Raw genomic sequence first — 12163 nt, 5'->3', positions numbered from 1 at the left:
GCGATTGCGTCACAAGAGGCCGTCCGGAATCGGGACAGAACGATCAGCGATCGGTCAGTCGCGGGTGGGGTCGGGCTGCGCCGCATCGCCATAGGTCAGGGCCAGGAAGACGTCCTCCAGATCGGGATCCTCGGTGGCGATGTCGCGGATGGCCACGCCTGCCGTACGCACCGCCGCCAGCACCTGCTCGACGCTGGATTCGCCTGTCCGGTAGGTGACGGCGAATGAGCCCTTGGGCCGCCCCTTCACCTCGAACCCCTTCAGCATGGGCGCCGTCGCCGAGGGATCGACCGGGGTCACCACCACATTGCGGGTGTCGAGCCGGGTCAGCAGCTGGGCCGTCGGCTCGCAGGCCACCACCCGGCCCCGGTTGACGATGGCGATGGTGTCGCACAGCTCCTGGGCCTCCTCCAGATAGTGGGTGGTCAGCAGGATGGTCACGCCCTCGGCGTTGATCTTGCGAACGTATTCCCAGAGTTGTCGGCGCAGTTCCACGTCCACCCCGGCGGTGGGTTCGTCCAGGATCAGAATGGGCGGATTGTGCACCAGGGCCTTGGCCACCATCAGGCGGCGCTTCATGCCGCCCGACAGGGCCCGCACATAGGCGTTGGCCTTGTCCGACAGGCCCAGGGCGGCCAGCAGCTCGTCCGACCGCCGCTCGTTCGCCGGCACGCCGTAGAATCCGGCCTGGACCTCAAGAGCCTCGCGCGGCGTGAAGAACACGTCCGCCACGATCTCCTGAGGCACCACGCCCAGGGCGGCGCGGGCGTCGCGGGGCCGCTCGTCGATGTCGCGACCCCATATGGCGACGGTCCCGCCGGACTTCTTCACCACCCCTGCCAGAATATTGATCAGGGTCGACTTGCCAGCCCCGTTTGGCCCCAGCAGCCCGAAGATGGCGCCGCGCGGCACCACGAGGTCGACGCCATGCAGGGCTGTCTTGGGCGGCGACTTTCGGTTTCCGGCATAGGTCTTCTCAAGCCCCCGGACCTCTATGGCGTTGTCGGGCAGTGGGGCGTCGGTCTGGGTCATGAAGGCTTCGGTTCGCTATGGAGGGAAGCGTGTCGTTGAAATTGACGGCTTATGGCGCGGGTCGTAGGTATGCCGCCTTCCTCCCCACGCCAAGGTCATGAGCCTGATTATGCCGCCGCGCCACCCAGACATCGCCGTTCCGCCGCCTGAACAGATTGTTGTGGCCACCAAGCGGGTGGCTTGCGACGGCGGCGGGGGCGCGCTCGGCCATCCGTTGGTGTACATGGACATGGGCGAGGACGACTACGTGGAGTGCGGCTATTGCGATCGTCGCTTCGTCCTGGCCGCCAACCCCGTGCCCGAAAACGAATATCTGGACCCGGCGCCGCGTCACGGCGAGGCGCACTGAGCATGCGCTATCTGCACACCATGGTCCGGGTGAAGGATCTGGACGCCTCGCTGCGCTTCTATTGCGATCTGCTGGGCCTCGAGGAGGTCCGGCGCGTGGACAACGAGAAGGGTCGCTTCACCCTGGTGTTCCTGTCCGCGCCCAAGGACAAGGCCCGCTCTGCCGCGGAACGGTCACCCGAGCTGGAGCTGACCTTCAACTGGGACCCGGAGGATTATTCGGGCGGTCGCAATTTCGGACACCTGGCCTACAAGGTCGACGACGTCTATGCGGTCTGTCAGCGGCTCATGGACGGCGGGATCGCCATCAATCGGCCGCCTCGCGACGGCAACATGGCCTTTGTCCGCTCTCCGGACGGTGTATCTGTTGAATTGCTTCAGGAGGGCGACCCCCTGCCCCCCGCCGAGCCCTGGTCCTCCATGTCCAACACCGGAAGCTGGTGATAGTCTGTCCTCGATGACGCGAACGGTTCTCCCCAGCCGCACAGCGCCGATCCTCTCCGCCCTGCTTGCGGCGGTTCTGGCGGCGGCGTGCGCCTCGACCAGCGAGACCAATCCCTCGCGCACGGCCACCGAGCAGCTTCTGGTGGCGCGGGCGGCGGATCGGGCGGTCGAGAATCTGACCCTGCCCGTTCCCGACGGCTCCGTCGTGTTTGTGGACGAGACCTATTTCCGCGCCGAGGCGTCCCCCTACGCCATCAGCGCCATCCGCGAAGCCCTGTCACAGGCCGGATACGCCTTGGCCCGCAACCGCGACCAGGCCGATGTGATCTTCGAAATCCGGGCGGGCGCCCTGTCGCTTGAGCAGATGCGGCGCCTGCTGGGGATCCCGGCCATGAGCGTGCCCCTGTCGGACTACCGGGTCGTTTCGTTTCCCGAGCTGTCGCTTTACAGCCGCCGCGACCGCTCAGGCGTGGCGGAGTTCTCGGGCTTCGTCTACCGGGCCGGGGACGGAGCGCCCATCGCCGCCGTCGCGCCCATGATCGGCCAGTACACCATCCGCAGCCACCGCCTTCTCATGATGATGACCTGGGGTCAGCAGTTCGCCGAACCGGGCGAGCAGGACCCTGGCGAGAGCTGGTGGGAATTCTAGGATCGATCCACCCGAAGGTGGGTGAGGGGCCGCGCCAACCCGGAGAATCGCGGCCCCGCCCCAGGCCCGCCGGCGAAACCGGCGGGGCGGACGGCGGCCCCTTAAGGGGCTTTCGTGACAGCCGTATGGCTGATCCGGGTCAGATGTAGCGACGCAGGGACCGGGCCAGTTCAGTGGCGCCGTCGCGCGAACCGCGCCGGATCTGCGGTTGGTAGGCCAGCTTGGCGTGCTCCACGCAGTAGGTTGCGCCTTCATCCGAGCGGCGGCCGCAGAAGCTGAAATCCGAGGATGTCGGATCCCCGATGGGCCATTTGCACATGTGGGCCCCGAGAGTCAGCACCGTCGCCGTGCCCGGCATGTCCGGCACCCGCGGCGCGGGCGGCGTCGGCGGTACGGGCGCAGAGCGCGGCTGGGCGGCCTCGATGCGACGCGGGGCCGAGGGCTGCGCCGGGCGCGGACGCGGCGCGCGGAAGGTCGTTCGTGCAGGTTGCGAGGGCGCGGCGCGGCCCGACAGGCCAAGCCGGTGCACCTTGCCGATCACGGCGTTTCGGGTGACCCCGCCGCCCAGTTGCTTGGCGATCTGACTCGCCGACTGGCCCTCAAGCCAAAGCTTCTTCAGCGCGCCGACGCGGTCTTCGGTCCAGCCTTGAGACATGCCACCCTCCAAGGTCGCGGATTCAATATCTTGTGCGAGAGGCGTCCTGCACGCCCTTCAACCACAACTGATCGTAAACCACTCCTTAAGAGACGCAACATCTGGCGCCCGTCGTATCCACAGAAACCACATCTTGAATCAATGTTCCGCCAAATTGCAGGGCGTTCCGGAAATGCACGGTGCAATTGGTGCAATTGGTGCAATCCGGACCGCTTCCTGATCACCCATAGGGCATGGCTGCGCCAATAGCGGACGCCTTGCGAACCATGGCCGGAAGGCGCATCTGGCGGCCCATGACCGATCTGAGCCGACTGCCCGCCACGCCGCCCAGCCCACGCGCCTACCCCGGGATCAACTGGATCGGGGTTCGGACGCTGTATCTGCGTGAGGTGCGGCGGTTCATGAAGGTCGGCGCCCAGACCGTCGCCGCGCCTGTGGTCACCACCCTGCTCTACATGATGGTGTTCGTCGTGGCCTTGCAGGGCGGCCGCCCCCCGCTTCTGGGCGTGACATTCGCCGAGTTCGTGGCGCCCGGACTGATCATGATGGCGATCCTGAACAACGCCTTCGCCAACGCCTCGTCCAGCCTGATCCAGGCGAAGATCATGGGCACGGCGACGGATTTCCTGACCCCGCCCCTGAGCCCGCTGGAGTTGATGATGGGGTTTTCGCTCGGGGCGGCCACACGCGGCATCCTGGTGGGGCTGGTGACGGCTCTTTGCGTCCTGCCTTTCGCGCGTCTGGGTATGGCCAACCTGGCCGCCATCCTGTTCTTTGGCGTCATGGCGTCCATGCTGATGGGACTGCTCGGCGTGCTGGCGGGGCTCTGGTCCGAGAAATTCGACCATCTGGCGGCGGTCCAGAACTTCCTCGTCATGCCCATGACCTTCCTGTCAGGCACCTTCTATCTGGTGGAGCGCCTTCCAGAGCCGTTCGCCACCTTCAGCCACTTCAACCCGATGTTCTACCTGATCGACGGCTTCCGCTACGGCTTCATCGGCCATGCGGAGGGGAACATGACGGCAGGGGTCATCGCCAGCCTGCTGATCACCGCCTTGCTGGCCGTGGTCTGCTATCTGGTGTTCCGCAGCGGGTGGCGGCTCAAGAGCTGATCCGCTAAGCGTGGCGGGAAACAAGGATACCGTCATGCTTCGCACCCTGACCGCCTGCGCCCTGCTGACCCTCGCAACGCCGGCTCTGGCCCAGGACGAGACCGCCCTGCGCGAGGCGGTGGCGGCTTATGCGCAGCCCAGCAACGCCGAACGGCTGGCGGTGCTGACCGGCCAGCTTGAGGCGGCGGGGCTCAATTACGAGATCCAGACCTTCGAAGGCGGCGGACGCGAACCCATGACCGGCTCGAACGTCGTCGTGACCCTGGGCGAGGGCGGGCGGGATCTGCTGCTCACCGCCCATTACGATTCCGTCGTCCTGCCCTCCGGCGAACTGGCCGACGGGCTGGTCGACAATGCAGCCTCCACCGTCGCCCTGATCGAAGCGGCCCGGGTTCTGAGCAGCCGCGACCTGAATCACCGCGTGCAGGTCATCTTTTTCGATCAGGAAGAACTCGGGCTGATCGGCGCGCAGCGCTGGATCGCGGCCAACGGAACAGACCGCGTGACCGCTGTGGTCAACTCGGACGTGGCGGCCTTCGGCGACACCCTGATGTACGGCGAGAACAATGGCGAGAGATCAGCCTTCGTGCTGGCCGCACTGCGCGAGGAATGCACGCTGCGGGCAATGACCTGCGTCGGCTTCCCCGTTTATCCGCCCAGCGACGATCGCGCCTTTGTCGCCGCCGAGGTCCCGGTGGTCTCAATCGGCTTCCAGAATCGCATCGGCGCCCACCAGATGTGGCTGGCCTTCAACGGCGGTCGCGACAACGGCCTGGCCGAAGGCTTTGTCCCCGAGGTGTTCCAGCTGATCCATTCTGAAGGCGATGTGCTCGAAGCGGTCGATCCGGCCACCGTCGCCCTGGCGGCTGATGTCTATGTGGATCTGATCACGCGCCTGGACGCCGCAGCTCAGTAGCCGTCAGGCCATCTTCGCCTTGGACAGGGTCTTCCACGCCCGGATGACCCGCTGAAGCTTGTCCTCGGCCGAACGGTCGCCGCCGTTGTGGTCGGGATGGCAGCGCTTGAGCAGTGCGTGATACCGGGCGCGGATGGCGGCCTTTTCAACCCCCGGCTCCAGGTCCAGGTCGGCCAGGGCCTGACGCTCCAGCTTGCCGATGTGCGCCGTCTCGGGGCCCTCGGCCTTCCGACCCTGATGATCCTGCCCAAACATGGCGAAGGGGTCGGACCAGCGGCCGGCGCCGGTCTTGTTTCCCGTGCCGAATTTGGCCGCGAAGGCGGCGGCCTCGCGCGACATGCGCCCGGCCTTCATTTCCCAGGTGGGACGCCCGCCGGTCATCTGCTCATTCTCGTAGCGGGCCCGGATCTCGCCCTCGCTCATGCCGGCGTAGAAGTTCCAGCTCTTGTTGTACTCGGCGGCGTGAGCCTGGCAGAAATCATAAAACTCGTTCAGCTGCTCGCGCGAGCGTGGCGCGCGGGCGGTGGCGGCCTTGCTGCAGTCGGGGTGCTGGCACGGCTTCTCGCCGGGCTTGAGACGCAGCACGTCGGCTGCGGCCTCCTCCTCCTCTGGGCGCGGCGGCTTGATCCGCATATCCTTGAAGCGAGGCTTGTATTGAAACGAGGCTGACATCACCCGAAGTGTAGGTGCGAATTGGACGTCATCAAGGAAGCGCGGCGGAAAACCGATGAATGAAGGCCCTGTTGCGACGATTATTCGCGAAAAACTGACTTCAGCCCTCTCTCCGGCCCGTCTGGAGATCGAGGACGACAGCGCCCGGCACGCCGGCCACCACCATGAGGGCGGCATGGACGCTCGCCCCGGGGGCGAAAGCCACTTCAATCTGGAGGTGGTTTCAGCCGCCTTCGAGGGCAAGGGACGGGTGGAGCGCCAGCGCATGATCAACGGTCTCCTGGCTGAAGAATTGGCCGGCCCTGTGCACGCCCTGTCGATCCGTGCCCGGACGCCTTCCGAGGACTCGGCGAAATAGAAAATTCTCCGTTCACCCCCTCTTAGGTGTTCCCGCTTAGCGTTCGCGCCATACTGTTCAGATTGGGGACTGAATATGGTGAGAGCGGCGCAGGGCGCAGAAGGCGCAACAACCAGGACGCCGCAGACGCCAGGGCGCTCTCGGGAGGCCGCCACGGTGCTGCAGAGCATCCTGGAGACCGGCAACCTGCGCTACTGGATCATCGCCAGCTGGGCTCTCGCCCTGGCGACGGCGGTGGGCCCGGTTCTAGCCCTGGCCTGGTTTCTGATCACCATGACCGCAGGCTGGATCCGCGGACGGGTCGAAAAAAGGGTCGCCGCAACCGGCCGCCGGGACTATAGCGCCACCTTCACCACCGTCGCCTTCCTGACGACATTCGCGTGGTCGCTTGCTCCGGGACTGGCCTGGTTCATGGGCGGCGTCCATGGCCCCGCCCTGGGCGTGGCGCTCCTGTGCGCCGGTTATGTGATGGTCTTCACCCAGATGCGCACCGCTCCGCGCCAGGCCCTGGTCATATCGGCGCCCTACAGTCTTCTGACATTCGGCATCCTGATCAGCCTGTGGGGCGATCCCGGCTTTCTGACGCTGCTGGCCGTTCTCCCCGTTCTGGGTTCAGCCATCCTTGTGCTGGTCATCATCACCATGATGAAGGAACGCAAGATCGAGGCGTTCCAGGAGCATCAGGCCCACCTGATCGGCGAACTGGAGGCCGCGCGCGACAAGGCTGACGCCGCCAGTGAGGCCAAGTCCAACTTCCTGGGCGTCATCTCGCACGAACTGCGCACGCCCATGAACGGCGTGCTGGGCGCCGCCCAGCTGATGGGCGCAACGCGGCTGGACCAGACCCAGAAGGAATACCTGTCGATCATCCGCAACTCGGGCGACAACCTGCTTTCCCTGCTCAACGACATCCTGGACATGACCAAGATCGAGGCGGGAAAAATGACCTTCGAGGTCGTGGATGTGTCGCTGCAGGATCTGCATGAGCGGGTCACCGGCCCCTTCACCGCCCAGGCCCAGGCGAAGGGTCTGACCTTCGTGTCGGAATTCACGGGCGAAACCCCCGCCGTCGTGAGGGGTGATCCGTTGAGGGTCTGCCAGGTGATCCAGAATCTCTTGTCCAATGCGGTGAAATTCACCGACGCAGGCGAGGTGCGGTATACGGTGCACAGCCAGCGCATCGCCGATGACCGCGCCCGGTTCCGGTTCTCCGTCAGGGACAGCGGTCCCGGCATATCCGACGAAGACCTCAGTCGCTTGTTCCAGCCCTTCACCCAGCTCGACGGCTCGTCCACGCGCCGGTTCGGCGGCACGGGCCTTGGCCTGACCATCTGCCGGCGCCTGGCCAACATCATGGGCGGCGACATCGAGGTGAGCTCCGAGGTGGGGCAGGGCTCCACCTTCGCCTTCGTGGTGGAGGCCGAAGTGTCCCAGTGGTCCAGGGCCGAAGCCGTCGAGGCCATCGGCGCCGAGATCGAGAACGGGCAATCCCTGAAAGTGCTGGTGGTCGAGGACCATCCGGTCAATCGCATGATCCTGGAAGCCTGGATGGCTTCGTCAGGCCATGTCACCGCCGCCGCCGAGAACGGCCAGGTGGCGCTGGAGGCGGCCTCTGCGGACCGTTTTGACCTGATCGTCATGGATGTGAACATGCCCGTGATGGACGGCCTCACCGCCACACGGACCCTTCGCGATACCGAAGGACCAAACCGCGATACGCCGGTGGTGGTCCTGTCCGCCTCCGCGCGCACCGAAGACCACGAGGCCGGCATGGCTGCCGGAGCAGACGCCTATTTGAACAAGCCCATCGACTTCAAGGCCCTGGCGGGGGTCATGGTGAAGGCCAGAGACGGCCGGGAGGCCGTGAGGGAAATCCAGAGCTTCGTGATGAGCGAGGCGGCGGCCGCCTGATTTCGGGAAATCAGCTCCGGCGGGTTCAAAACCGGTCTGGCCGCGCTAAACCGGGACCATGACCGACCTGACAACGACCCTGGCCGCTGTCGCGGCCTCATCGGACCGCGTACTGGCCCTTGACGCCGCCCTGGTGGCCCGCGCCACCCAGATGGCCGGCGACCTGGCAGTGAACCTGAGCATCGCGCTCCTGATCATCGCCGCCACCTGGTTCGGGTCGAAATGGGCCGCACGGACCGTTCGCCGGGCTCTGGGCCGGGTCAAGAGCCTCAAGGATGACCGGACGGTCGAGGGCTTCGTCGTCCAGGTGGTCCGCGTCGCGGTGGTCGTTGTCGGCCTGGTCGCCGTGCTTCAGCGTCTGGGTGTCCAGACCACGTCGATCATTGCGGTGCTGGGCGCCGCCTCCCTGGCCATCGGCCTGGCCATGCAGGGGGCCCTGTCCAATGTTGCGGCGGGGGTGGTCCTGTTGATCCTTCGCCCCTACCGGGTGGGCGACGTGGTCGACATCGGCGGCATGGCTGGTCTGGTGCAGAAACTGGACCTGTTCACCACTCAGATGTCCAACGCCAACAACGTCAAGATCGTCGTCCCCAACAGCCAGGTGCTGGGCGGGGTCATCCAGAACATCTCGGGCCAGATCACGCGCCGCATCGAGATCGATTTCACGGTCTCCTACAGCGCTGACCTGAACGAGGCGCGCGAGGTCATCCGCTCCACCACAGCCGGTCACGGAAAGGTTCTCGAGAATCCCCCGGTCTGGACGGGCGTCACCGGCCTGCTGGACAGCGCTGTGCAGATCACCCTGCACGCCCATGTTCTGTCGGGGGACTGGTGGCAGACGCGCGCCGACGTTTTCCAGACCGTTAAGGAAGCGCTTGACGGGGCCGGCATCGAAATCCCGTTCCCGCAGGCTGTCGAGTATTTCGGCGGCAATGTGGGCAAGGCCGCCGAGCCGCCGCCCCACAAGACGCCCCGCCGCAAGGAGGCCTGAACCGTGCGTTATGATTTCGGTTCGGACAACACCGCCGGCATGGCGCCCCAGGCCCTGGCCGCGCTTCAGGACGCCAATGCGGGCTTCGCACGCGCCTACGGCGCGGACGACGTCACGGCGCGGGCCGCAGACCTGATCCGCCAGCGGCTGGACGCCGACGCCGAGGTGCGGTTCGTCTTTTCCGGCACGGCGGCCAACGCCCTCGCGCTGTCCATGCTGGCCTTTCCGTTCGAGGCCGTGATGGCTCATCACGCGGCCCATGTGTGCACCGACGAGACCGGCGCGCCGGGGTTCTTCGGGCAGGGCGTGGGCCTGATCGGCCTGCCGGGCTTCTCGGGCAAGATCGATCCCAAGGCCATGACCGCCATTCTGGACGAGCCCGAGGTGGGTCATCGCCAGCCCCCCGCCGCCCTGTCGGTGACCCAGGCCACGGAGTATGGCGCGGTCTATACTGTCGATGAGTTGCGCCATCTAATCGAGCCGGTGAAAGCGAAGGGCTACGGCGTGCATATGGACGGCGCCCGTCTGGCCAATGCGGCGGCGGGCGGGTTCGACCTCACACAAATCGCCCGACTGGGCGTGGATATTCTGGTGTTCGGGGGCGCCAAGGCGGGGGCGCCGTGCAGCGAGGCCATCGTCCTGTTCGACAAGACCCTGGCGCGCCGTCTCGACAACCGGCTGAAACAGGCCGGACAGATGGCGTCCAAGGGCCGGTTCCAGGCCGCGCCGTTTCTGGGCCTGCTGGAAAGCGGCGCCTGGGAAGCGGGCGGCGCCCACGCCAATCTGATGGCCCGCCGGCTGGCCGAAGGCGTTGTCGCCAACAGCCGCTTCGTTCTGGCCCATCCGGTAGAGGCCAACGCGGTCTTCGTGCGCATGCCGGCCGCCGCCCACCGTCGCCTGAACGAGGCGGGATGGGCATGCTACCGCTTCGACGATGGTTCGGTACGCTTTGTCTGTTCCTGGGCCACGACGGAAGAGGCGGTTGATGATCTGATCGCGTCGGTGGCGAGCCTGGGCTGAGATCAGTCCGGGACGTTCGCGTCCAGCTCGTCCAGCCACACCCGCGCCGTGGCGTCCGACGGAGCCCGCCAGTCCCCGCGCGGCGACAGCGAGCCGCCGGTGACGACCTTGGGCCCGTTGGGCAGGGCCGAGCGCTTGAACTGGCTGGTCTGGAAGAACCGGATCAGGAATTTGCGCAGCCATGACTTGATGGTGGCCAGATCGTATTCGACCTTTTCCGCCTCCGGCAGATTTGCGGGCCAGGCGCCGTGGGTGCGGTCGCCCCACGCCTGATGGGCCAGATACGCCACCTTCGACGGCTTGAGGCCGAAGCGTGTGATGTAGAACAGGAAGAAGTCGTTCAGGGCATAGGGCCCTACCGCCGCCTGGGTCGACTGGATCGCCCCGCTCTCGTCGGCGGGCACCAGTTCGGGCGAGATCTCGGTGTCGAGGATGGCGTGCAGGGTCGGCGCCGCCTCGGACCCGACGATCGCCTTGTCGGCCACCCACCGGATCAGGTGCTGGATCAGGGTCTTCGCAACCCCGCCGTTGACGTTGTAGTGGCTCATGTGGTCGCCGACGCCGTAGGTCGCCCAGCCCAGCGCCAGTTCCGAAAGGTCGCCGGTGCCCAGCACGAAGGCGCCGTGGTGGTTGGCCAGGCGGAACAGATAGTCGGTGCGCAGACCCGCCTGAACGTTCTCGAAGGTGATGTCGTGGACGGGCTCACCCTGCGAATAGGGATGGCCGATGTCCTTGAGCATCTGTTCGGCCGCCGGGCGGATGTCGATCTCCTCGCCGGTAACCCCCAGCGCCTTCATCAGGGCCCAGGCGTTGGATTTGGTGCCCTCGGACGTGGCGAAGCCCGGCAGGGTGAAGGCCAGGATGTTCTGGCGCGGCAACTCCAGCCGGTCGAACGCGCGGCACGCCACCAGCAGCGCCTGCGTCGAATCCAGCCCGCCGGAGACGCCGATGACGATCCGCTCGCCGTTCGTCGCCTTCATGCGCCGCATCAGGCCCTGAACCTGGATGTTGAAGGCCTCGTAGCAGTCCTGATCCAGCCGCGCGGGGTCGTCCGGCACGAAGGGGAAGCGGTCCAGCGGGCGGATCAGGTCGGCGGCGTCTCCTGCGTCCCGAGCCTCGAACAGAACCCGGTCGAAGACCACGTCTGATTCCTCGCGCCGCGCGCAGTCCGCGAAAGTGCCCGTGCGCAATCGCTCCAGACCGATGCGCTCCACGTCCACATCGGCGATGGTCAGGTGGCTCTCGAGCGAGAACCGCTCGCCCGAAGCCAGGCAGGCGCCCATCTCGTGGATGGAAGCCTGACCGTCCCATGCCAGATCGGTGGTGCTCTCGCCCCATCCGGCGGCGGTGAAGACGTAGGCCGCGACGGCCCGCGACGACTGGCTGGCGCACAGCATGGCCCGCTCGTCCGCCTTGCCGATCACCACATTGGAGGCCGACAGGTTGCAGAGGACGCGGGCCCCCGACATGGCCTGACGTGTCGAGGGGGGCAGCGGAGCCCAGAAGTCTTCACATATCTCGACGCCGAACACGAAGCCCGGCCGATTGCCCGCTTCGAAAAGGAGGCGCGTCCCGAACGCGCCCCAGCGACCGCCAAGGTTCGCGAGCTCGTCGGTCGCCGGCGAGAACCAGCGCTTTTCGTAATACTCCCGGTAGTTCGGAAGGTAGGTCTTCGGCAGAGCGCCCTTGGCCTCGCCATTGGCCAGCACGACGGCGCAGTTGTAGAGCCGGTCGCCTTGCCTGAGGGGTGCGCCGACGATGACCGCCAGACCGGCCTTGCCCGCCGCCTCGGCGAGCCGTCCGATCTGCGCCTCCACCTCATCCAGCAGCGCATCCTGCATGAGCAGGTCGTCGATGGCGTAGCCGGTCAGGCTAAGTTCCGGGAACACCAGCAGGTCGACGCCCTGCTCGCCCGCCTCGGCGATCAGGGCGATGTGCTCATCCGCATTGGCTACAGGGTCGGCGGTGTGGACCACCGGCGTGGCCGCGGCCACGCGCACGAAGCCGTGGGCGGCGGGAGTGAAGAAGGGGTGCGTTGTGCTCATCAATCTTTCC

Annotated in this window: 13 protein-coding genes; 9 read left to right on the top strand and 4 right to left on the bottom strand. The window is 66.4% G+C overall.

Going from position 1 to position 12163, the window contains the following annotated elements; genetic code table 11:
* Window positions 1-54: 54 nt before the first annotated feature.
* Window positions 55-1032, bottom strand: a complete 978-nt coding sequence (locus ACK4FB_RS01405) for an ABC transporter ATP-binding protein (RefSeq protein ID WP_409747007.1) — start codon at window positions 1030-1032, stop codon at window positions 55-57.
* A 109-nt stretch (window positions 1033-1141) separates the two neighbouring features.
* Between ACK4FB_RS01405 and ACK4FB_RS01400 the strand changes: the two genes are divergently transcribed.
* From ACK4FB_RS01400 to ACK4FB_RS01390, 3 genes are read left to right on the top strand one after another with little or no spacing between them, the layout of a single operon-like run.
* The gene (locus ACK4FB_RS01400; RefSeq protein WP_409747004.1) at window positions 1142-1381 is read left to right on the top strand and encodes a zinc-finger domain-containing protein; all 240 of its coding nucleotides are present in this window, start codon (window positions 1142-1144) and stop codon (window positions 1379-1381) included.
* A 2-nt stretch (window positions 1382-1383) separates the two neighbouring features.
* Window positions 1384-1824 carry a VOC family protein gene (locus tag ACK4FB_RS01395; RefSeq protein ID WP_409747001.1) on the top strand — a complete coding sequence of 147 codons (441 nt, stop codon included), beginning with the start codon at window positions 1384-1386 and terminating at the stop codon, window positions 1822-1824.
* A gap of 13 nt (window positions 1825-1837) precedes the next feature.
* Window positions 1838-2473, top strand: coding sequence for a DUF6655 family protein (locus ACK4FB_RS01390; protein ID WP_409746998.1), 636 nt, complete (start codon window positions 1838-1840; stop codon window positions 2471-2473).
* A 139-nt stretch (window positions 2474-2612) separates the two neighbouring features.
* Here ACK4FB_RS01390 and ACK4FB_RS01385 read toward each other — a convergent pair whose 3' ends face one another.
* Entirely contained in the window at window positions 2613-3128 is a 516-nt protein-coding gene (locus tag ACK4FB_RS01385; protein WP_409746995.1) for a GcrA family cell cycle regulator, read from the bottom strand.
* Window positions 3129-3421: 293 nt separating this feature from the next.
* Between ACK4FB_RS01385 and ACK4FB_RS01380 the strand changes: the two genes are divergently transcribed.
* Together ACK4FB_RS01380 and ACK4FB_RS01375 are read left to right on the top strand one after the other, a co-directional pair.
* The gene (locus ACK4FB_RS01380) at window positions 3422-4240 is read left to right on the top strand and encodes an ABC transporter permease (RefSeq protein ID WP_409746992.1); all 819 of its coding nucleotides are present in this window, start codon (window positions 3422-3424) and stop codon (window positions 4238-4240) included.
* A 34-nt stretch (window positions 4241-4274) separates the two neighbouring features.
* Window positions 4275-5156, top strand: coding sequence for a M28 family metallopeptidase (locus tag ACK4FB_RS01375; RefSeq protein ID WP_409746989.1), 882 nt, complete (start codon window positions 4275-4277; stop codon window positions 5154-5156).
* A 3-nt stretch (window positions 5157-5159) separates the two neighbouring features.
* Here ACK4FB_RS01375 and ACK4FB_RS01370 read toward each other — a convergent pair whose 3' ends face one another.
* Complete coding sequence (locus tag ACK4FB_RS01370) at window positions 5160-5828, bottom strand: J domain-containing protein (RefSeq protein WP_409746986.1); 669 nt, start codon at window positions 5826-5828, stop codon at window positions 5160-5162.
* A gap of 55 nt (window positions 5829-5883) precedes the next feature.
* On the opposite strand from ACK4FB_RS01370, the gene ACK4FB_RS01365 reads away from it, so the two are divergent.
* The 4 genes from ACK4FB_RS01365 (at window position 5884) to ACK4FB_RS01350 (ending at window position 10108) form a co-directional block, all read left to right on the top strand.
* Window positions 5884-6186, top strand: a complete 303-nt coding sequence (locus ACK4FB_RS01365; protein ID WP_409746983.1) for a BolA family protein — start codon at window positions 5884-5886, stop codon at window positions 6184-6186.
* A 156-nt stretch (window positions 6187-6342) separates the two neighbouring features.
* Window positions 6343-8097, top strand: a complete 1755-nt coding sequence (locus ACK4FB_RS01360) for an ATP-binding protein (protein ID WP_409746980.1) — start codon at window positions 6343-6345, stop codon at window positions 8095-8097.
* A 58-nt stretch (window positions 8098-8155) separates the two neighbouring features.
* Window positions 8156-9088, top strand: a complete 933-nt coding sequence (locus ACK4FB_RS01355; RefSeq protein WP_409746977.1) for a mechanosensitive ion channel family protein — start codon at window positions 8156-8158, stop codon at window positions 9086-9088.
* Between the two features lie 3 nt (window positions 9089-9091).
* Entirely contained in the window at window positions 9092-10108 is a 1017-nt protein-coding gene (locus tag ACK4FB_RS01350; RefSeq protein ID WP_409746974.1) for a threonine aldolase family protein, read from the top strand.
* Window positions 10109-10110: 2 nt separating this feature from the next.
* Here ACK4FB_RS01350 and ACK4FB_RS01345 read toward each other — a convergent pair whose 3' ends face one another.
* Window positions 10111-12153: an NAD(+) synthase gene (locus tag ACK4FB_RS01345; RefSeq protein WP_409746971.1), complete on the bottom strand. Its 2043-nt coding sequence runs from the start codon at window positions 12151-12153 to the stop codon at window positions 10111-10113.
* Between the last annotated feature and the right edge of the window lie 10 nt (window positions 12154-12163).

The organism is Brevundimonas sp., assembly GCF_046299535.1.
In the GTDB taxonomy this organism is placed as follows: Bacteria; Pseudomonadota; Alphaproteobacteria; order Caulobacterales; family Caulobacteraceae; genus Brevundimonas.
Note: the sequence above shows the minus strand (reverse complement) of the source record. Positions and strands in the feature narration are given on the sequence as shown.

Bases quoted from the DNA above. Each gene is read 5' to 3' on its own strand.
- ACK4FB_RS01405 (WP_409747007.1), bottom strand. From the start codon at position 1,032: ATGACCCAGACCGACGCCCCACTGCCCGACAACGCCATAGAGGTCCGG.
- ACK4FB_RS01400 (WP_409747004.1), top strand. From the start codon at position 1,142: ATGCCGCCGCGCCACCCAGACATCGCCGTTCCGCCGCCTGAACAGATT.
- ACK4FB_RS01395 (WP_409747001.1), top strand. From the start codon at position 1,384: ATGCGCTATCTGCACACCATGGTCCGGGTGAAGGATCTGGACGCCTCG.
- ACK4FB_RS01390 (WP_409746998.1), top strand. From the start codon at position 1,838: ATGACGCGAACGGTTCTCCCCAGCCGCACAGCGCCGATCCTCTCCGCC.
- ACK4FB_RS01385 (WP_409746995.1), bottom strand. From the start codon at position 3,128: ATGTCTCAAGGCTGGACCGAAGACCGCGTCGGCGCGCTGAAGAAGCTT.
- ACK4FB_RS01380 (WP_409746992.1), top strand. From the start codon at position 3,422: ATGACCGATCTGAGCCGACTGCCCGCCACGCCGCCCAGCCCACGCGCC.
- ACK4FB_RS01375 (WP_409746989.1), top strand. From the start codon at position 4,275: ATGCTTCGCACCCTGACCGCCTGCGCCCTGCTGACCCTCGCAACGCCG.
- ACK4FB_RS01370 (WP_409746986.1), bottom strand. From the start codon at position 5,828: ATGTCAGCCTCGTTTCAATACAAGCCTCGCTTCAAGGATATGCGGATC.
- ACK4FB_RS01365 (WP_409746983.1), top strand. From the start codon at position 5,884: ATGAATGAAGGCCCTGTTGCGACGATTATTCGCGAAAAACTGACTTCA.
- ACK4FB_RS01355 (WP_409746977.1), top strand. From the start codon at position 8,156: ATGACCGACCTGACAACGACCCTGGCCGCTGTCGCGGCCTCATCGGAC.
- ACK4FB_RS01345 (WP_409746971.1), bottom strand. From the start codon at position 12,153: ATGAGCACAACGCACCCCTTCTTCACTCCCGCCGCCCACGGCTTCGTG.